The organism is Microbacterium sp. DWRC1-3 (assembly GCF_049896645.1).
GTDB classification, from domain to species: Bacteria; Actinomycetota; Actinomycetes; order Actinomycetales; family Microbacteriaceae; genus Microbacterium; species Microbacterium maritypicum.
The window spans coordinates 884,614-903,217 of sequence record NZ_JAFCUS010000001.1 but is presented as its reverse complement, the minus strand read 5'-3'; the positions used below and the strand labels follow the sequence as shown (position 1 = coordinate 903,217).

Genomic DNA, 18,604 nt, shown 5'->3' with positions numbered 1-18,604 from the left:
CACGCAAATCCCTGTGGCACAAGTGCCGAGGCTGGCTGGCGCCGAGCGTCAGCCCGTGCGATCGCGCGCAGCACCCGTTGTGTGCGTTCAACGCTCATTCCCCATGACATATAAGGGAGTACTCGTGGAGAACCTCTCCGAGACCCAGAACGACCAGTCGGCGCCTACCGCCGAAGCACCCGCGGCATCCGCGGAGTCGGCCACCGAGTCCGCACCGGCGCGTAAGCGCGCACCGCGTCGCGCCAGCACCGCCACGGCGGCAGCCAAGGCCGAGAAGGCCGAAGCGGCGAAGGCCGAGAAGGCCGCGAAGTCGGATGCTGCGCCCGAAGCCGCCGCCCCCGAGACGGCATCCGCAGGTGCGGAGCCCACCGAGGCCGCGCCGAAGGCGAAGGCGCCGCGTCGCAGCCGTGCCAAGAAGGCCGATGCCGAGGCTCCGGCCGCCGACACCGCTGCTGCGGAAGCACCCGCCCCCGAGGCGGCGCCCGCCGAGGCTCCTGCCGAGCCCGCCCCCAAGACGACCGGGCGTGGACGCCGCGGTGCGCAGAAGCCGGCCGCCGATGCCGAGGCACCCGCCGCGGAGCAGGCAGCGGAGTCCGCCTCCGAAGCCGCTCCCGCGGAGACCTCGCAGAACAACGACTCCGACTCCTCCGATGGTGGCGAGGAGCAGGGCGGTCGCGGCCGCAACCGCAGCCGTAGCCGCAATCGCGGACGCGGGCAGAACGGCGCCGCGCAGGAACAGCAGCAGCAGGCGCAGCCGGCGGCTGACGATGACCAGGCCGGCGGCAACAACCGCAACCGTCAGCGCAACAAGCGCCGCAGCGGCACCCCGACCGATGAGTTCGACACCGAGATCGGCGAGGACGACGTCCTGATCCCGATCGCCGGCATCCTCGATGTGCTCGACAACTACGCTTTCGTCCGCACGACCGGCTACCTCGCCGGCCCCAGCGACGTGTACGTGTCCCTCGGACAGGTGAAGAAGTACAACCTGCGCAAGGGCGACGCCGTCGTCGGTTCGATCAAGCAGCCCCGCGAGGGCGAGCAGCAGGGCCGCCAGAAGTACAACGCGCTGGTCAAGGTCGACTCGATCAACGGCCTCTCGGTCGACGATGCCGCCACCCGCGTGGAGTTCGGCAAGCTCACGCCGCTCTACCCGCAGGAGCGTCTGCGTCTGGAGACGGCCCCCGAGAAGCTGACCCAGCGCATCATCGACCTGGTCGCCCCGATCGGCAAGGGCCAGCGCGGCCTCATCGTCGCGCCGCCCAAGGCGGGCAAGACCATCGTCCTGCAGCAGATCGCCAACGCGATCGCGCAGAACAACCCCGAGGTCCACCTCATGGTCGTGCTCGTCGACGAGCGCCCCGAAGAGGTCACCGACATGGAGCGCACGGTGAAGGGAGAGGTCATCGCCTCGACCTTCGATCGCCCCGCTGAGGACCACACCACGGTCGCCGAGCTCGCGATCGAGCGCGCCAAGCGCCTGGTCGAGCTGGGCCGCGACGTCGTCGTGCTGCTCGACTCGATCACCCGCCTCGGCCGCGCGTACAACCTCGCCGCCCCGGCCTCGGGTCGTGTGCTGACCGGTGGCGTCGACGCCTCGGCGCTGTACCCGCCCAAGCGCTTCTTCGGTGCCGCGCGCAACATCGAGAACGGTGGATCGCTCACCATCCTCGCGACCGCGCTCGTCGAGACCGGTTCCAAGATGGACGAGGTCATCTTCGAGGAGTTCAAGGGCACCGGCAACAGCGAGCTGCGCCTGTCGCGCTCGCTCGCCGACAAGCGCATCTTCCCGGCCGTCGACGTCAACGCGTCGAGCACCCGCCGCGAAGAGATGCTGCTCTCGGCCGACGAGGTCAAGATCACGTGGAAGCTGCGTCGCGCCCTCGCCGGCCTCGACCAGCAGCAGGCCCTCGAGGTCGTGCTCGGCAAGCTCAAGGAGACCAACTCCAACGTCGAGTTCCTCGTGCAGATGCAGAAGTCGATCCCGACGCTCCCCTCGGGCGCGCACGGGCACGACAACAACATCCGCTGAGCGGCTGAGCCGTGTTCGAGTCCGTCCAGACTCTGATCGACGAGCATCGCCGGGTGCAGGAGGAACTCTCCGACCCGGCGGTGCACGCCGACGCCGCCCGAGCGAAGCGCGTCAACCGCCGCTACGCCGAGCTGTCGCGCATCGTCGCCGCCTACGAAGCGTGGGTCGCTGCGACCGACGATCTGGAGACCGCTCGTGAGTTCGCTCGCGAGGACGAGTCGATCGCCGCGGAGATCCCGGCGATGGAGGAGGAGCTGCAGGCCTCGCAGGAGCGTCTGCGGCGTCTGCTGATCCCGCGTGACCCGGACGACGCCCGCGACGTGATCATGGAGATCAAGGCGGGGGAGGGCGGTGCGGAGTCCGCGCTGTTCGCCGCGGATCTCCTGCGCATGTACATCCAGTACGCGGCCTCCAAGGGCTGGAAGACGGAGCTGCTCGAACGCAACGAGTCCGACCTCGGCGGCTACAAGGATGTCCAGGTCGCGATCAAGGGCTCGTCGTCCGATCCCGCTCAGGGCGTCTGGGCGCACCTGAAGTACGAGGGCGGCGTGCATCGCGTGCAGCGTGTGCCGGCGACCGAGTCGCAGGGGCGCATCCACACGTCGACCACCGGCGTGCTCGTCTTTCCCGAGGTCGATGAGCCGGAGGAGATCCACATCGACCAGAACGATCTCAAGATCGACGTGTTCCGCTCCTCCGGTCCCGGTGGGCAGTCCGTGAACACGACGGACTCCGCGGTGCGGATCACGCACGTGCCGACGGGCATCGTCGTCTCGATGCAGAACGAGAAGTCTCAGCTGCAGAACCGCGAGGCGGGCATGCGCGTGCTGCGTGCCCGACTGCTCGCGCGTCAGCAGGAGGAACTCGACGCTGCGGCATCCGACGCCCGCCGATCGCAGATCCGGGGCATGGACCGCTCGGAGCGCATCCGCACGTACAACTTCCCTGAGAACCGGATCGCGGATCACCGCACCGGGTTCAAGGCCTACAACCTCGATCAGGTCATGGATGGAGCGCTCGATCCGCTGATCGAGAGCGCCATCACCGCCGACGAGGAAGCACGGCTCGCCGCGGTCGGCTCCGACTCCTGACGAACGCTCTCACGCGTCGGCCGCTCAAGTACGGGCGGCGTACCGATGCTCGGGGCGTCCGGTCGAGCCGTAGTTGAGGCGCACCTCCACGACGGTCCTGGCGGCCAGCGCCGCCAAGTGCCGCTGCGCAGTCGCGCGGGAGATCCCGACGCGTTCGCCGACCTCTGCGGCCGAAGCCTCACCGTCGCCGAGCGCGGCGAGAACGAGCTGCTCCGTCGCCGAGCGCGAGATCGACACGGGCTCACCCGCACCGTGCAGGATCGCCAGAGCGCGATCCACGTCCTCCTGGCGCAGTGCGCGGTCACCGCTGAGGAGATTGCGGTAGCGGATGTAGCGATCGAGGAGGCTCGACAGTGCTCGTCTTTCGAACGGCTTCACGAGATAGCCCACCGCCCCGGAGCGCAATGCTCTGCGCACCGTGGCGGCGTCGTCGGCCGCGGAGATGAGGATCGCGTCGATCCCGGTTTCCCGCACGAGCGCGATGCCGTCCCCGTCGGGAAGGAAGACGTCGGCGATCAGGAGATCGGGGCGAGACGTGCGCACGCTGTCGCGGGCCTCCGCGAGAGAGCGCACCGCTCCCGTCACGGCGAAGCCGGGATGATCGTCCACGATGCCCTGGTGCAGCTGGGCTACCCGGAAATCATCGTCGAGGATGAGCACGCGTACAGGCTCGGTCATGTGTTCTCCTTCTCGTCGGGTGAGGTCCGTGCCACGGCTCCGCCGATGCGCGCGGCGAACACCGCACCGCTGTCGGCACCGCCCTGATCGATGACCCAGAGGTCCCCGCCGCTGCGACGGGCGATCTCGGTGGAGAGGGGGAGGCCGATCCCATGCCCGTGCACGTCGTCGTCCGTGGTCCCCTCCCTCGGCTGTGCAGGCGACGGCTCGATGCCTCCGAGGCCGGGTCCGGAGTCGGAGACGGTGAACACGAGGGCATCGCCGTCATCCAGCAGTGCCACCTCGACCCAGCGCGGGGTCCGCTCGCCCGAGACGGCGGCGGTCACCGCGTTGTCGATCAGGTTGCCGAGCACGGCCGCGACGTCCTCCGCCTCCTGCACGGTGCCGATCAGCTGGGTGTCCTCCGCTATCCGGAGGGCGACGCCGCGCTCTCCCGCCTCCACCCCCTTGGCGCCGAGGAACGAGTGCAGGAAGGGGTCGCCCACGAGGTCGAGTCCCACGACGGGAAACGCCACGGGGCCGCGGTCCACGAGCTCGCCCAGGAACGCCCGGGCCTGCGGCACCCGGTCGGCGTCGATGAGCCCGGCGGCCACGTGCATGCGGTTGGCGAACTCGTGCCGCTGCACGCGCAGCGCCGCCGTCATCGTCCTGACGGTCTCCAGGCGCTCGGTCAGGGCGACCAGATCCGTGCGATCGCGCACGATCAGCACGTCGCCGAGCGCGTGGCCGTCGCGCACCACGGGGCGCGAGTCGAGGTAGAGCATCCGGTCTCCGACGATGGCACTCGAGCGAGTGCGGGCGCCGGTCGCTGCATCGAGGACAGCCGGGGCGAGCCCGAGATCGTCGATGGACCGCCCGACAGGTTCGTCCAGGCCGAGCAGGCGATCGGCGGCGGCGTTGCTCACGCGCACCACACCTCGTGTGTCGACCGCGAGCACCCCGTCGTCCACGCCGTCGAGCACGGCGGTCTGATTCTGCACGAGCGCGATGAGCTCCTCCGGTTGGACACCGAGGGTCAGCCGCTCCCAGCGCCGCCGGAGCAGGTGGAATGCGAGGACCGCCAGCGCGAGCGCCCCGGCGGCGGTGCCCGCGATCATCGCCAGAAGCGGTGGCAGGTCGTCGAAGACGCCTGCGCGCTCGAACCCGACGCTGACCTCGCCTACGGGGGAGCCGGCGGCGTCACGGACCGGCACCTTCGCGCGCGCGGATTCCCCGAGCGTCCCGGTCTGCCAGTCGACCACCTCGGCGCCAGCGAGCACGGCCTCGTACGGCGTGCTGACCTCTTCGCCGATGCGGGAGGGGGTGGGATGAGCGAGACGGATGCCGTTGTCGTCCGTGATCACGACGAACAGGGCTCCGGTGCGGGCGGTGACCTCGGACGCGAGGCGCTGCAGTTCGCCGTCGCGGAGTTCTTCTGCGTCGGGCGTTCCTTCGGCGAGCGAGATGCGGGCGACCTCGGCGCGAACCTGCGGGTCCTCCGCCAGCGTACGGGCGATGCCCAGAGCTGTCGATTCGGCCTCCGCGCGAAGCTGCTGCAGGGTGAGGAGCAGATACACGCCGGTGCACAGGGCGACGACGAGGGTCACCGTGGCGAGCTGGAGCAGCAGGGCGCGCGTGGCGAACCGTGGTCTGGTCGACGTCGTCCTCGGCACCGCGCTTCTCCCGTAGCTCTGCGCGCAATATGCGCAGAACCCACGCTACGCGCACAACGCAAGGGAATGCGGGATACCGCTCCCTGAGCGCGCCGATTCCCTAGTCTCATCGGGATCCGTCACGGACGACGGAGCCACGACGAAGGAGTCAACGCAATGCCCGACGCACTCACCGGCCTGTTCGCGGCCGCCGAAGAGGCGCCAACCTACGACGTGGCCTTCGTGCCACCCGAGTGGGTGCTGGTGCTCCTCGGATTCACGATGGTGCTCGCGTTCATGACGCTCATCATGACCAAGCGCCTCACTCCGATGGTCGCGCTGATCCTCGTTCCGACCGTCTTCGGCCTCTTCGCGGGAGCAGGCCTCGGCCTCGGCGACATGATCCTCGACTCGATCGGCGCGATGGCACCGACCGCGGCCCTGCTGATGTTCGCGATCATGTTCTTCGGCATCATGATCGACGTGGGGTTGTTCGACCCGCTCATCCGGCTGATCACGCGCCTGCTCGGTGACGACCCGGCCAAGGTGGTGCTCGGCACCGCGATCCTCGCCGGAGCGGTGTCGCTCGACGGCGACGGTTCGACGACCTTCATCATCACGACCTCGGCGATGCTGCCCATCTACCTGCGTCTGGGGATGAGTCCCGTCGTGCTGACCTGCGTCGCCGGCCTCATGAACGGCACGCTGAACATCGTGCCGTGGGGCGGACCCACCGTGCGGGCCGCGACGGCCCTGGGGTTGCAGCCGACAGACATCTTCGTGCCGATGCTGCCGGCGCTCGGAGCGGGGATCGTCGTGACCCTCGGCTTCGCATGGATCCTGGGCCTGCAGGAGCGCCGGCGACTCGGTCGCCTGGATTCCGAGGGGCTGCTGGTCGGTGCCGACGGCGGGACGCTCTCCACGGTGCCGAAGATCTTCCGCGGGGCAGAGCCGAAGCCGGGTGCGCGCGCCTCGCTGCGCACCGGCAACCTCGTGGTCGTCGCCGGCGGACACGCTCCCGTCTCCGCCGCGAGCGTCGATCCTGCGGACACGGCCATGGCCGACACGATGCTGGACCCTGAACGGCCCACCCTCCGGCCGAAGCTCATCTGGTTCAACCTCGCTCTCACCGTCGCGGTCATGGTGCTGCTGGTGCTCGACATCCTGCCGCTGCCGTACGTGTTCATGGTGGGAGCGGGCCTCGCGCTCGTCATCAACTTCCGTGGCATCAAGGAACAGGCCTCGGAGATCGTCGCGCACGCACCGAGCATCGTGGGCGTGGTCTCCATGGTGATCGCCGCAGGAGTCCTGGTCGGCGTGCTCACCGGCACCGGGATGGTCGATGCGATGGCCACGTGGATCACCGACGTGCTCCCGCCGGCGCTCGGTCCGTTCCTCGCGCCGATCACCGGTGTGCTCTCGATCCCGTTCACGTTCTTCATGTCGAACGATGCGTTCTACTTCGGCATCCTCCCGGTGCTCGCCCAGAGCGCCGCGAACTTCGGCATCGATCCCGTGGAGATGGCGCGGGCGTCGATCACCGGCCAGCCCGTGCACCTGCAGAGTCCGCTGGTACCCGCCATCCTGCTGCTCGTGTCGCTCGCGAGCGTGAACCTGGGTGACCACCACCGCAAGGTGCTGTGGCGCGCCACGATCGTCTCGCTGGTCATGCTCGGCGTCGGCATCCTGACCGGAGCCGTCCCGTTCTTCGTGGCGCAGTGACGCTCCGGGTGGTGGGGAGCGCGGACGCCGTGCTCCCCACCATCGTGCGTGCACAGCGCTATGCTCGGCCCGTGATCACTTTCCTGTTCCGCGGCCTGCTCTACGTGGTGTCCGCCGGTCTCGGCCTGATCGCCGCTGACCTCCTCCTCGACGGCTTCACGATCGAATGGGACAAGTGGTGGGGCTTCGTCATCTGCATCCTGATCTTCGCGATCCTGCAGAGCGTGCTCGCGCCCTGGGTCGGCAAGATGGCCAACCGCTACGCGCCGGTGCTGATGGGCGGTATCGGGATCTTCTCGACGCTGATCTCCCTCGTCGTCGTCGTGCTGCTGCCCATCGGCGGGCTGCGGATCACCGATCTGACCGGGTGGCTGCTCGGTGCGGTCATCGTCTGGCTGATCACGGCGCTCGGCAGCGTGCTGCTCCCGCTCCTCTTCCTGCGTAAGAAGGTCGCGGCGGTCAAGGGCCAACGCCGCTAGGGCGTGTTGCTGAAGTGGCTGTCCCTTTGTGGCTGTCGGATCAGCTCGCCTCGCTGTGCGTAGTCGGTATCGATGGAATTTGAAGGGCGAGAACAATCGCGGTTGGAGCTCGTCGCACTCCCCACGGTTGACGGACGCCGGGGCCTTGACCGGTTCAGTGTCGCGCTGATCAAGGGGGCGTCGTCGTTCGCTGAGCTGTTTGACGCATTCCAGCAGGTCGGCGCTGGACAGGTTGCCAATGGGCGCAGCTTCGTGACCTTGGACGACCTGAATCAGTGTCTCTATACGAGCGGACACGCGGCGAACGAGCACGGCTTCGGCGATGACCTTGATTACCCCGACGATGACGATGCGGAAGCGGTCGACACGTACGAAGCAGCGCTCTTCGAAGCCACAGGGCGAGCGCTTCGCGATCTGGGCAGAATGGTCGCGTGGGAGCAGTTGCGTGGCGAGCTCACGACCAGCGAAACCGACATTGATGCGCTGTCGGACCTCAACCGCCAGCCTGATCTGCTGCTCGACGATGCGCATGTCGTGCAGTGCCTCCCCGGCCGGCATCATGACGATCTGCTTGCGAACATCCCAAATGGGTACTTCTCGGTTGACTGGAATCCATTTCAGCTCCGTGCGGTAGTGAAACGCATCTGCGAACGCCACAACTACGTGCTCTTCGGAATCGGCGCGTCGACGCTCGGGTTCGTCCGCCAACTCGACAGCACCACCGATCAAGACGTTCCGGCGTTGGTAGAGGACCTCAAACACCTCTATGGACAGCAGGAGAGCAGCGCTTGGCAGCGGCTAGAAGCCACGCTTGCCACCTCCCCGATATTGATACTCGGATACACCGAAGACTTTGCCCACCTTGTCGAGTAGTCGGCTCCGGGTTTCGTCGCGATCACGGTCCTGGTTGTCGGGCTGCTAGGCCGTATCGCTATAGGTGTGTGGAGCCTAGGCCCGGGCTGGTGGCTCGGCAAGATAGCGTGGCTGCATGCAGTTCAACGCCTTCGCGGTCTACTCGGCGGAGGTGGGCGTGACCGCTGAAGTCATCCCCGAGACCCAGAACAGCGACTATGAGTCCGGGATTGTCCAGATAGGCGAAGAGGCTTGGCATATTCGCACAGCGCGGAACACTCCGACCAAACCGGGGGCCTTCGTCGCGTTCTGGCAAAGGGACGCGGAGGGGAACACAGTGCCGTTCAGCGATGCCGATCCCGCAGCGGGGCTGCTTGTCTTCGTGGAGCAGCATGATCAGCGAGGGATGTTCCGGTTCACCAGCGCGCACCTGACAGCGCTCGGCGTCACGTCAGGAAGGCGGCCAGGCAAACGTGGGTTCCGGGTGTATCCGAGCTGGTGCGCGGGCTTGAATGCCCAGGCCGCGACCACGCAAAGCGCTCAAGCGCCCGCGTTTCAGGAGTTCTGAGCTCACCGGGTCGTCCAGCACCCGCGCCCACCCGCCCTGCTCGGACCACCGGTCGAAGGTCTTGTAGATCGTGTTCCAGCTCCCGAACCGGTCCGGAACATCCCGCCACGGCGCGCCCGTCCGGAACCGCCACGCAGTCGCCTCGACCACGGTGCGCCGATCCGCCGGTGACCGTCCCGTCGACTTCACGTTCGGGAACAGCGGGCCGATCACAGCCCAGGCCTCGTCAGAGATCGCATCACGCGACACGCATCCAACACCCGCCCACAAGGCGCCCGAAGGTGTCTGGCAACACCGCCTAGGGCGTCCGCCGCTCTCGCCTGCTCAGATCGCGTAGAGGTCCGGCGCGGTGAGCAGAGCCCTGGTGTCCTCGCCGACCGTGCGATGACGCGGCTTCGCCGGCACCCCGACGAGCACGCTGTCGGCGGGGGCGTCACGAGTGACCACGGCGTTCGCACCGACCACGGAGCCGGCCCCGATCGTCACGGGGCCGAGGATCTTGGCGCCGGCGCCGACGGCCACTCCGTCTCCGAGCGTGGGGTGCCTCTTCCCGGAAGCGCGTGTGCGTCCGCCGAGGGTGACGCCGTGGTAGAGCATCACGTCGTCGCCCACCACGGCGGTCTCGCCGATGACCACGCCCATGCCGTGGTCGATGAAGAAGCGACGGCCGATGTTCGCGCCGGGGTGGATCTCGATCCCGGTCAGCCAGCGCGACACCTGGGAGCCGGCGCGTGCGAGCAGACGCAGGCGGCGCCGCCAGAGCGCATGCGAGACGCGGTGCGCCCAGACGGCGTGCAGCCCGGGGTAGAGCAGAGCGACCTCGACGGCGCTGCGCGCGGCCGGATCCCGAAGGCGTGCGGCCGCGATGTCCTCGCGCATCCGCCCGATCATGCCCATCGCCGGTCTCAGTCTTCGCGCAGATCCTCGAACAGCGCGGTGGAGATGTAACGCTCACCGGTGTCGGGGATCATGACGACGATCGTCTTGCCGGTGTTCTCCGGTCGGGCCGCGACCTTCAGCGCGGCGGCCACCGCGGCGCCGGATGACATGCCCACGAGGAGACCCTCCTTGGCTGCGAGCTCACGGGCGACACGGATGGACTCGTCGAACTCGGCGGTGAGGATCTCGTCGAGCACCTCGCGATCGAGCACACCGGGGACGAAGTTCGGGCCGATGCCCTGGATCTTGTGCGGGCCGGGGTGTCCCTCGGTGAGTACCGGGGAATCCTTGGGCTCGACCGCGATCACCTGGACGCCGGGCTTCGCCGCCTTGAGTGCCTGCCCGGTCCCGGTGACGGTTCCACCGGTGCCGACGCCCGCGACGAGGATGTCGACCGCGCCGTCGGTGTCGCGGAGGATCTCCTGCGCCGTGGTCTCGCGGTGGATCTGGGGGTTCGCGGCATTCTCGAACTGGCGGATCCAGATGGCTCCGGGAGTCTCGGCGACGATGCGCTTGGTCTCCTCGATCGCACCGCTCATGCCCTTGGTGGGGTCGGTGAGCACGATCTGCGCGCCGAACGCCTTCAGCAGGACCCGGCGCTCCTTCGACATGGAGGCGGGCATCGTCAGGATCACGCGGTAGCCGCGCGCGGCGCCGACCATCGCGAGAGCGATGCCGGTGTTGCCGCTCGTGGACTCCACGATGGTGCCGCCCGGCGTGAGCTCACCCGATGCCTCGGCGGCGTTGACCATGGCGATCCCGATGCGATCCTTCACGCTCGAGGCGGGGTTGTAGTACTCGAGCTTGGCGAGGACGGTCGCACCCAGTCCCTCGGTCACCCGGTTCAGGCGGACGAGCGGTGTGTTGCCGAACGCGGTCGTGATGTCGGAGTGGATGCCGGGCATGATGAACCTTCCTGTGCGGGGTCGCTGCGGACCAGCCTAGGGGAGGGGTCCTATGGGGAGGCCTTTGTGACGGCCGCTCGCACTCTACGCTGGAAGGCATGTCTGACACCTCTCTCGCTGCGGTCGTCCGCACGGCGGCCCAGCGTCTGGCCGATGTCGGAGTGCCCGACCCTCTCGTCGACGCAGAGCTTCTCGCCGGCCACATCCTCGGACGACGACGCGGCGAGGTGCAGGCGGCGATCGTCCGTGGCGACGGCATCGATGACGCAGCGGTGTCGGCGCTCGATGAGGCCGTGACGCGTCGTGCGGCCAGGGAGCCGCTGCAGCACATCACCGGAACCGCGCCGTTCCGTCACCTCGAGCTCGCCGTCGGCCCCGGCGTCTTCGTACCCCGTCCGGAGACGGAGACCGTGGTGCAGTACGCGATCGACGCCCTGCTGAGCTCCCCGGAGTCCGCACCGTTCGGCATCGACCTCGGCACCGGCAGCGGGGCGATCGCCCTCGCGATGGCCACCGAGGTGCCGCACGCGCGCATCTTCGCCGCCGAGCTCTCCGAGGACGCGCACGCCTGGGCGAGCCGCAACGTCGCGGGAGTCGAGAACCTCACGCTGGTGCTGTCCGACCTGGGGGAAGCCTTCCCGGAGCTCGACGGCACGGCCTCCGTGGTCATCTCGAATCCGCCGTATGTGCCCGATGCCGCCATTCCCCGCGATCCGGAGGTGCGGCTGTTCGACCCGGCCATGGCGCTGTACGGGGGAGAGGACGGTCTCGACATCGTGCGTGTGCTCAGCTCACGGGCCCTGCGGCTGCTGCGCCCCGGTGGTCTCCTCGTCATCGAGCACGGCGAACTGCAGGGCGAGTCGATCAGGGACCTCCTCGCGGCCGACGGCTGGCGCGCGCCGGCGACGCACCGCGACCTGACGCTCCGGGATCGCACCACCACCGCGCTCCGACCCTGATCAGCAACCTCCGAGCGTGCTCACTGGCCGCGCCGCATAGAATCGAACCGTCATGTCAACCATCTTCGACTGCAGCGACGAGTCGCAGCTCCTCGCCGGCATGCGCCACGCGCGCCAGGCGATCGGCCGTGGCGACCTCATCGTCATCCCCACAGACACGGTGTACGGCGTCGCCGCCGATGCCTTCTCCCCGGCCGCCGTCCAGCGCCTCCTCGATGCGAAGGGGCGCGGGCGGGATCAGCCGCCGCCCGTGCTGATCGGCACGAAAGAGACGCTCGCCGCCCTGGCCGAGTCCGTTCCGGAGCCGGTCGAGCGCCTCGTCGAGGCATTCTGGCCCGGCGGACTGACCATCGTGCTGCCCGCGCAGCCGTCGCTGGTGTGGGACCTGGGAGAGACTCTCGGCACGGTCGCGGTGCGCATGCCGGAGGGCCGGGTCGCCCTCGAACTGCTCGCGGAGACCGGTCCGCTGGCCGTCTCCAGCGCGAACCTCACGGGCGAAGCCGCGGCCATCTCGGCGTACGACGCCGAGAAGATGCTGGGCGACAGCGTCGCGGTCTATCTCGCAGACGGCCTGAGCAAGGACGGCATCGCGTCCACCATCGTGGATGCCACCTCTCTGGTGCGCCGCGGCGCGGATTCCGAACCCGGGACGGTGCGCATCCTCCGTGACGGCGCCGTGACCAGGGAGCAGCTCGAGGAAGTCCTCGGCGACCGCCTCGAGCCCGAGGACCACGCCGGACACGAGCATGACCCTGAGCACGCGCAGGAGCAGGACGGGGATTCGTGAAGCAGTACCTCTTCACGATCATCCTCACCGCCGCGATCACGTTCGCGCTGACCTGGGCGGTGTGGAAGCTGAGCCTCCGGTTCAAGCTGTACCCCGCGATCCGCGACCGGGACGTGCACACCACCCCCAAGCCACGACTGGGCGGCGTCGCGATCTTCCTCGCCATCGCCGCGGCGTTCGGCTTCTCCGCGGTGAACCCGTTCTTCCAGAGCATCTGGGTGCCGCCGCAGACCATGTGGTCGATCCTCGGCGCGTCCCTGCTGATCGCGATCATCGGGGTCGTCGACGACCTCTGGGACATCGACTGGATGATCAAGCTCGGCGCGCAGTTCCTCGCTGCCGGCGTCATCACGGTCGGTGGGGGACTGCAGATCCTGTCTCTGCCGTTCGGTGACCTCATCGTGGTGTCGAGCTGGCTGAGCATCACGATCACGATGTTCGCGATCGTCATCGTGATGAATGCGGTGAACTTCATCGACGGACTCGACGGGCTCGTCGCCGGTGTGTGTCTCATCTCGAACGGCGTGTTCTTCGCCTACTCCTACATCTTCACGCGCGACTCCGGCGCCTCCAGCTACTTCAACCTCTCGACCTTCATCGCCGCCGTCCTCATCGGAGCCTGCCTCGGCTTCCTGCCGCTGAACTGGAGCCCCGCGAAGATCTTCATGGGCGACTCCGGTGCACTGGTGATCGGCCTCCTGATGGCCACATCGGCGATCGCGATCACCGGGCAGATGGATCCGTCCGCCCTCGACCCCGAGCGGCTCGGGCGTTCCCAGCTGGTCGGAGCCTTCCTACCGATCCTGCTCCCGCTGCTGGTGGTCCTGCTGCCGCTGCTGGACTTCGGACTCGCCGTGCTCCGACGCATGAGCGCGGGACGATCGCCGTTCTCGCCCGACCGGAAGCACCTGCATCACCGCATGCTCGATCTGGGTCACCGCGACCGTGACGCCGTGCTCATCTTCTACGCCTGGACGGCCGTGGTCTCCCTCGCCGTCCTGCTCATGTACGTCGGTGCCCGAGAGGACTGGCCCGGCCAGTACCTGCCGGGTGTCGGCTTCGGCATCGTGGGCATCGCCGCCTGCCTCGTCGTCACGCTGAGTCCCACCCGCCGCAGGAAGAGCGCAGCGGGCGCCGAACCCGATCCGACACCCGTGGAGTCCTGATGAGCCCGAGTCCTGTTTCCAGCACGCCGATCCTGCGTCGCACCCTCATCTGGTCGGCGGTCGCCACCGTCGTGCTCGCGATCATCGCCGGGGGCATCGGCTACCTCGTCGCTCAGGGGGAGGGGCTCGTCAGCGGTCTGCTCGGCGTGCTCCTGGCCGCCGTCTTCCTGGCGATCACCGGCATCAGCATCCTGATCGCGAACCGCTGGTACGGCGACCCGATCTACGTGCAGTTGTTCTTCGCCATCGTCCTGGGCGGCTGGCTGCTCAAGCTCGGGCTCTTCGTCGTCGCGATGATCATGCTCGCCGGTCAGCCGTGGCTGCAGCCGATGGTGTTCTTCCTGTCGATCGTGGCCGGCGTGCTGATGTCACTCGCGATCGACGTGATCGTCCTCACGAGCATGCGGCTGCCCAACGTCAGCGACACGAACCTGCCGACGGAGGTTCCCGAAGACCGTGCGCCCGGCTCGGCGAATCACATCGGAGACGGACCCGTCGAGGGTGGCCAGCGGTCTTAGGAGACCCTCAGATTCTGATACTGTTGATACGTGCCCGCCGCTCGCCCGCGAGCGCTTGCGCTGTGTAGCACACCGACCATCGTCGCCCCGGTTTAGACCGGTGCCCCGAAGCTGGAGCCCGCGCTGTTTAATCTTGCTGCGACCCTGACCCCCCGACTCGCCTCCGACGGCGAGTTCCACGGCCCTTCGATCGACGATTTCTTTCCGGAGATCCTCTTCCACGTAGGCCCCATCCCCGTCAACCGGATCCACCTGGTCCAGTTGCTCGCGGTGATCGCCGTGGTTCTGATCCTCTGGCTCGGCACTCGCCGTATGAAGGTCGTCCCCGGCCGCTTCCAGAGCCTCGTGGAGATGGGGCTCGGCTTCGTCCGGACCAACGTCGCCCACGACATGCTCGGTCGCAAGGACGGTGACCGCTTCCTGCCGATCCTGACCACGATCTTCTTCATGGTCCTGTTCATGAACATCACGGGCATCATCCCGTTCCTGAACATGCCGGGAACGGCGATCGTCGCGGTGCCGCTCACGCTGGCCGTCGTCAGCTACGTGACCTTCATCTACGCCGGTATCAAGCGACACGGCTTCAAGTTCTTCAAGAACTCCCTGTTCCCGCAGGGTGTGCCGGTCGCCGCGATGCCGATCGTCGCGATCATCGAGCTCATCTCGACGTTCATCCTGCGCCCCGTCACGCTGACGCTGCGTCTTCTCATGAACCTCGTCGTGGGGCACATGATCCTGGTCCTCGCGTTCTCCGCGACCCAGTTCTTCTTCTTCACCGCAGGTGGCGGCTGGGCCGCACTCGGTGTCGGAACCCTCGCCTTCGGTGGCGCCTTCACTCTCTTCGAGATGCTGGTCGCCGTCCTCCAGGCATACGTCTTCACCGTCCTCACCGCGGTCTACATCCAGCTCGCGGTCGCAGAAGAGCACTGAGCGGGCAGGCATCAGCCTTCCCACCCAACGAAAGGAAAAACCCGTGGACGCTACTACGGTTCTCGCTGAAATCAACGGTCACCTCGGAGCGGTCGGCTACGGCCTCGCAGCCATCGGCCCGGCCATCGGCGTCGGCATCGTCGTCGGCAAGACCATCGAGGGTGTCGCTCGTCAGCCCGAGCTGGCCGGTCGTCTCCAGGTCCTCATGTGGATCGGTATCGCCTTCACCGAGGCACTTGCGTTCGTCGGCATCGCCGTCGCATTCATCCCCTTCCCGTAATCCTCACCGACTTCTGAAGGAGACAGGATGCTGAACGCTCTTGTCACGAACCTCGCAGCAGAGGGTGAGCCGAACAACCCCCTCATCCCTGCGTGGTACGACATCATCTGGTCGGGCCTCTGGTTCATCGTCATCCTCGTCGTCGTCTGGAAGGTCGCCCTTCCCCGTCTGACGAAGATGCTCGACGAGCGGTCCGCCGCCATCGAGGGCAACATCGCCAAGGCCGACGAGGCGCAGAAGCAGGCGGAGGCGGCACTCGAGGAGTACACGCGTCAGCTCGCTGAGGCGCGCACCGAGGCCGGTGAGATCCGCGAAGCCGCCCGTGAGGACGGCAAGAAGATCGTCGCCGAGGCGAAGGAGTCTGCGACCACCGAGGCCGCACGCATCACCGCCACCGCGCACACGCAGATCGAAGCGGAGCGTCAGACCGCTCTCGTCTCGCTGCGTAGCGAGGTCGGAACCCTCGCGATCGACCTCGCCGGTGGCGTGGTCGGCGAGACGCTCTCCGACGACGCGCGTGCGACGGCTGTCGTCGATCGCTTCCTCGCCGAGCTCGAGGCATCCGAGAAGGCGGCTCAGTAATGGGCAGCGCGACCACTCAGGCACTCGCGGCATCCATCAAGACGCTTGCCGCAGCGAAGGACGTCACTCTCGACACCGCACGGGAGCTGTTCGCTGCCGCGCATGCCGTGAGTGCATCGTCCCAGCTGAGCGGCGCGCTTGCTGATCCTTCCGCTCCCGCCGCGGCACGACAGAATGTCGTCGCCGCGGTGTTCGGCGGGTTCTCCGCAGGTGCCCAGGGCGTCCTGAAGACCGTCGTCGCAGAACGCTGGTCCAACGCGGGCGAGCTCGTCGACGGTATCGAGGAGCTCGCGATCCGCGCGGCAGCGATCGCCGAGCCCGGAACGGACATCGAGGGGGAGCTCTTCGGCTTCTCCCGGGTGATCGCGGCCAACCCCGAGCTCGAACTCGCTCTGGGTAGCCGCGTCGGCGGAGAAGACGCCAAGAGTGCGCTCGTTGAGCGTCTCCTGGCCGAAGGCTCCACCGGCTCCGCGACGACGCTGATCATCACGTCGCTCGTGCGCGAGCCGCGCGGGCGTCGAGTCCGACGGCTGCTGAACCGGGCGATGAGCGTCGTCTCGAGCCAGCGCGGTCGAGTGGTCGCCACGGTGCACACTGCGGCCGCCCTCACAGACGCACAGCGCGCCCGTCTCAGCGACTCGCTCTCGCGTCGCTACGACGGTCAGGTATCGCTCAACGTCGTCATCGACCCTGCCGTCGTCGGAGGCCTGCGCGTGCAGATCGCCGATGACGTCATCGACGGCAGCATCTCCGCACGACTCGCCGACCTTCGCCAGAAGCTCGCGGGCTAACACGACTTCGCGCGGGGAACCGCGCACCCAGATACAAAGGGAAGACAATGGCAGAACTATCGATCAGCCCCGACGTCATCCGTGACGCGCTGAAGGACTTCGCCGCAGCATACGAGCCCTCCGGGGCCGGGGCGACCGAGGTCGGCACCGTCATCGACGCGGCCGACGGCATCGCGCACGTCGAGGGACTGCCCGGCGTCATGGCGAACGAGCTCGTCATCTTCGCCGACGGCACCAAGGGTCTCGCACAGAGCCTGAACGAGCACGAGATCGGTGTCGTCGTCCTCGGCGAGTTCACCGGTGTCGAGGCCGGTCAGGAAGTCACCCGCACCGGCGAGGTCCTCTCGGTTCCGGTCGGCGACGGCTACCTCGGCCGCGTGGTCGACCCGCTCGGCAACCCGATCGACGGACTCGGCGCGATCGAGACCGAGAGCGTCCGCGCCCTCGAGCTCCAGGCGCCCGGCGTCATGCAGCGCAAGTCGGTGCACGAGCCGATGCAGACCGGCATCAAGGCCATCGACGCGATGATCCCCGTCGGTCGTGGCCAGCGTCAGCTGATCATCGGCGACCGCCAGACCGGTAAGACGGCCATCGCGATCGACACGATCATCAACCAGAAGGCCAACTGGGAGTCGGGCGACGTCAACAAGCAGGTTCGCTGCATCTACGTCGCGATCGGTCAGAAGGGCTCGACCATCGCTTCGGTGAAGGGCGCCCTCGAAGAGGCCGGTGCGCTGGAGTACACCACGATCGTGGCCGCTCCCGCATCCGACCCCGCCGGCTTCAAGTACCTGGCTCCCTACACGGGTTCTGCCATCGGCCAGCACTGGATGTACGGCGGCAAGCACGTCCTCATCATCTTCGACGACCTGTCGAAGCAGGCTGAGGCCTACCGCGCCGTGTCGCTCCTCCTGCGCCGCCCGCCGGGCCGCGAGGCCTACCCGGGTGACGTCTTCTACCTGCACTCGCGTCTGCTCGAGCGTTGCGCGAAGCTGTCCGACGAGCTCGGCGCTGGTTCCATGACGGGTCTCCCGATCATCGAGACCAAGGCGAACGACGTCTCGGCCTACATCCCGACCAACGTGATCTCGATCACCGACGGCCAGATCTTCCTGCAGTCCGACCTCTTCAACGCGAACCAGCGTCCCGCGGTCGACGTGGGTATCTCGGTCTCGCGAGTCGGCGGTGACGCTCAGGTCAAGTCGATCAAGAAGGTCTCCGGAACGTTGAAGCTGGAGCTCGCGCAGTACCGCTCCCTCGAGGCTTTCGCGATGTTCGCGTCCGACCTCGACGCGGCTTCGCGTCGTCAGCTCTCCCGTGGTGCGCGTCTGACCGAGCTGCTCAAGCAGCCGCAGTACTCGCCGTACCCCGTCGAGGAGCAGGTCGTCTCGATCTGGGCCGGCACCAACGGCAAGCTCGACTCGATCGAGGTCTCGGACGTCCTGCGCTTCGAGCGCGAGCTCCTGGACTACCTGCGTCGCAACACCAAGGTTCTCGAGACGCTCCGCGACACCAACGTCCTCGATGACGCCACGGTCGCAGAGCTCGAGAAGCAGACGGATGCCTTCATCCTGGAGTTCCAGGGTGGCAAGGGACACGCCATCGGCGCCCCGGGCCACGAGGAGCACGCTGCAGCCGAGGCTGAGGACGTCAACCAGGAGAAGATCGTCAAGGGTCGTCGCGCGTAACCGCGT

The 18,604-nt window shown here is 67.8% G+C and carries 20 protein-coding genes; 15 read left to right on the top strand and 5 right to left on the bottom strand.

Annotated features, from left to right (window positions below; translation table 11 throughout):
* Window positions 1–124: 124 nt before the first annotated feature.
* A complete protein-coding gene (gene rho, locus ACP699_RS04360) occupies window positions 125–2,032 on the top strand; it encodes a transcription termination factor Rho (RefSeq protein WP_426169468.1) in 1,908 nt (635 codons plus the stop codon).
* Window positions 2,033–2,043: 11 nt separating this feature from the next.
* Window positions 2,044–3,123 carry a peptide chain release factor 1 gene (gene prfA / locus ACP699_RS04355; RefSeq protein ID WP_017831008.1) on the top strand — a complete coding sequence of 360 codons (1,080 nt, stop codon included), beginning with the start codon at window positions 2,044–2,046 and terminating at the stop codon, window positions 3,121–3,123.
* 24 nt (window positions 3,124–3,147) lie between these two features.
* Here prfA and ACP699_RS04350 read toward each other — a convergent pair whose 3' ends face one another.
* Entirely contained in the window at window positions 3,148–3,801 is a 654-nt protein-coding gene (locus ACP699_RS04350) for a response regulator (RefSeq protein ID WP_426169464.1), read from the bottom strand.
* On the bottom strand, window positions 3,798–5,453 hold the full coding sequence (locus tag ACP699_RS04345; protein ID WP_426169461.1) for an ATP-binding protein: 1,656 nt from the start codon (window positions 5,451–5,453) through the stop codon (window positions 3,798–3,800). The genes ACP699_RS04350 and ACP699_RS04345 overlap by 4 nt, the downstream gene beginning before the upstream one ends.
* A 156-nt stretch (window positions 5,454–5,609) precedes the next feature.
* Here ACP699_RS04345 and ACP699_RS04340 point away from each other — a divergent pair, with 156 nt between their 5' ends.
* The 4 genes from ACP699_RS04340 (at window position 5,610) to ACP699_RS04325 (ending at window position 9,053) form a co-directional block, all read left to right on the top strand.
* Window positions 5,610–7,154, top strand: coding sequence for a CitMHS family transporter (locus ACP699_RS04340; protein ID WP_017831005.1), 1,545 nt, complete (start codon window positions 5,610–5,612; stop codon window positions 7,152–7,154).
* Between the two features lie 71 nt (window positions 7,155–7,225).
* A complete protein-coding gene (locus tag ACP699_RS04335) occupies window positions 7,226–7,633 on the top strand; it encodes a phage holin family protein (RefSeq protein WP_031206276.1) in 408 nt (135 codons plus the stop codon).
* A 72-nt stretch (window positions 7,634–7,705) separates the two neighbouring features.
* Window positions 7,706–8,506 carry a hypothetical protein gene (locus ACP699_RS04330; protein ID WP_426169456.1) on the top strand — a complete coding sequence of 267 codons (801 nt, stop codon included), beginning with the start codon at window positions 7,706–7,708 and terminating at the stop codon, window positions 8,504–8,506.
* Between the two features lie 115 nt (window positions 8,507–8,621).
* Window positions 8,622–9,053 carry a MepB family protein gene (locus tag ACP699_RS04325; protein ID WP_426169453.1) on the top strand — a complete coding sequence of 144 codons (432 nt, stop codon included), beginning with the start codon at window positions 8,622–8,624 and terminating at the stop codon, window positions 9,051–9,053.
* Here the strand turns inward: ACP699_RS04325 and ACP699_RS04320 are convergent.
* The 3 genes from ACP699_RS04320 to cysK all read right to left on the bottom strand — a co-directional run bounded on the left by ACP699_RS04320 (window position 8,937) and on the right by cysK (window position 10,897).
* Window positions 8,937–9,302 carry a transposase gene (locus tag ACP699_RS04320; RefSeq protein ID WP_426169450.1) on the bottom strand — a complete coding sequence of 122 codons (366 nt, stop codon included), beginning with the start codon at window positions 9,300–9,302 and terminating at the stop codon, window positions 8,937–8,939. The genes ACP699_RS04325 and ACP699_RS04320 overlap by 117 nt on opposite strands.
* 75 nt (window positions 9,303–9,377) lie before the next feature.
* Window positions 9,378–9,950 (bottom strand): serine O-acetyltransferase EpsC, encoded by a 573-nt coding sequence (gene epsC / locus ACP699_RS04315; protein WP_017831001.1) that lies wholly within the window; start codon window positions 9,948–9,950, stop codon window positions 9,378–9,380.
* 8 nt (window positions 9,951–9,958) lie between these two features.
* Window positions 9,959–10,897 carry a cysteine synthase A gene (gene cysK / locus ACP699_RS04310; protein ID WP_055869004.1) on the bottom strand — a complete coding sequence of 313 codons (939 nt, stop codon included), beginning with the start codon at window positions 10,895–10,897 and terminating at the stop codon, window positions 9,959–9,961.
* A 98-nt stretch (window positions 10,898–10,995) separates the two neighbouring features.
* Between cysK and prmC the strand changes: the two genes are divergently transcribed.
* From prmC to atpA, 9 genes are all read left to right on the top strand, one after another.
* Window positions 10,996–11,856, top strand: a complete 861-nt coding sequence (prmC, locus tag ACP699_RS04305) for a peptide chain release factor N(5)-glutamine methyltransferase (protein WP_426169445.1) — start codon at window positions 10,996–10,998, stop codon at window positions 11,854–11,856.
* A gap of 52 nt (window positions 11,857–11,908) precedes the next feature.
* Window positions 11,909–12,643: an L-threonylcarbamoyladenylate synthase gene (locus ACP699_RS04300; RefSeq protein ID WP_426169442.1), complete on the top strand. Its 735-nt coding sequence runs from the start codon at window positions 11,909–11,911 to the stop codon at window positions 12,641–12,643.
* Window positions 12,640–13,809: an MraY family glycosyltransferase gene (locus ACP699_RS04295; protein WP_017830997.1), complete on the top strand. Its 1,170-nt coding sequence runs from the start codon at window positions 12,640–12,642 to the stop codon at window positions 13,807–13,809. Before ACP699_RS04300 ends, ACP699_RS04295 begins: the two co-directional genes overlap by 4 nt.
* Window positions 13,809–14,327, top strand: a complete 519-nt coding sequence (locus ACP699_RS04290) for a hypothetical protein (RefSeq protein ID WP_017830996.1) — start codon at window positions 13,809–13,811, stop codon at window positions 14,325–14,327. The genes ACP699_RS04295 and ACP699_RS04290 overlap by 1 nt, the downstream gene beginning before the upstream one ends.
* A gap of 261 nt (window positions 14,328–14,588) precedes the next feature.
* A complete protein-coding gene (gene atpB / locus ACP699_RS04285) occupies window positions 14,589–15,257 on the top strand; it encodes a F0F1 ATP synthase subunit A (protein ID WP_017830995.1) in 669 nt (222 codons plus the stop codon).
* Between the two features lie 43 nt (window positions 15,258–15,300).
* Window positions 15,301–15,537 (top strand): ATP synthase F0 subunit C, encoded by a 237-nt coding sequence (gene atpE, locus ACP699_RS04280; RefSeq protein ID WP_017830994.1) that lies wholly within the window; start codon window positions 15,301–15,303, stop codon window positions 15,535–15,537.
* Window positions 15,538–15,564: 27 nt separating this feature from the next.
* Window positions 15,565–16,119 (top strand): F0F1 ATP synthase subunit B, encoded by a 555-nt coding sequence (locus ACP699_RS04275; protein ID WP_017830993.1) that lies wholly within the window; start codon window positions 15,565–15,567, stop codon window positions 16,117–16,119.
* Window positions 16,119–16,910 (top strand): F0F1 ATP synthase subunit delta, encoded by a 792-nt coding sequence (locus tag ACP699_RS04270; protein ID WP_055869001.1) that lies wholly within the window; start codon window positions 16,119–16,121, stop codon window positions 16,908–16,910. Before ACP699_RS04275 ends, ACP699_RS04270 begins: the two co-directional genes overlap by 1 nt.
* A 47-nt stretch (window positions 16,911–16,957) precedes the next feature.
* Window positions 16,958–18,598: a F0F1 ATP synthase subunit alpha gene (gene atpA, locus ACP699_RS04265; RefSeq protein ID WP_017830991.1), complete on the top strand. Its 1,641-nt coding sequence runs from the start codon at window positions 16,958–16,960 to the stop codon at window positions 18,596–18,598.
* Window positions 18,599–18,604: the final 6 nt, after the last annotated feature.

Bases quoted from the DNA above. Each gene is read 5' to 3' on its own strand.
- ACP699_RS04290 (WP_017830996.1), top strand. From the start codon at position 13,809: ATGAGCCCGAGTCCTGTTTCCAGCACGCCGATCCTGCGTCGCACCCTC.
- ACP699_RS04350 (WP_426169464.1), bottom strand. From the start codon at position 3,801: ATGACCGAGCCTGTACGCGTGCTCATCCTCGACGATGATTTCCGGGTA.
- cysK (WP_055869004.1), bottom strand. From the start codon at position 10,897: ATGCCCGGCATCCACTCCGACATCACGACCGCGTTCGGCAACACACCG.
- epsC (WP_017831001.1), bottom strand. From the start codon at position 9,950: ATGGGCATGATCGGGCGGATGCGCGAGGACATCGCGGCCGCACGCCTT.
- ACP699_RS04275 (WP_017830993.1), top strand. From the start codon at position 15,565: ATGCTGAACGCTCTTGTCACGAACCTCGCAGCAGAGGGTGAGCCGAAC.
- atpA (WP_017830991.1), top strand. From the start codon at position 16,958: ATGGCAGAACTATCGATCAGCCCCGACGTCATCCGTGACGCGCTGAAG.
- ACP699_RS04300 (WP_426169442.1), top strand. From the start codon at position 11,909: ATGTCAACCATCTTCGACTGCAGCGACGAGTCGCAGCTCCTCGCCGGC.
- ACP699_RS04270 (WP_055869001.1), top strand. From the start codon at position 16,119: ATGGGCAGCGCGACCACTCAGGCACTCGCGGCATCCATCAAGACGCTT.
- ACP699_RS04325 (WP_426169453.1), top strand. From the start codon at position 8,622: ATGCAGTTCAACGCCTTCGCGGTCTACTCGGCGGAGGTGGGCGTGACC.
- ACP699_RS04330 (WP_426169456.1), top strand. From the start codon at position 7,706: ATGGAATTTGAAGGGCGAGAACAATCGCGGTTGGAGCTCGTCGCACTC.
- prmC (WP_426169445.1), top strand. From the start codon at position 10,996: ATGTCTGACACCTCTCTCGCTGCGGTCGTCCGCACGGCGGCCCAGCGT.
- ACP699_RS04340 (WP_017831005.1), top strand. From the start codon at position 5,610: ATGCCCGACGCACTCACCGGCCTGTTCGCGGCCGCCGAAGAGGCGCCA.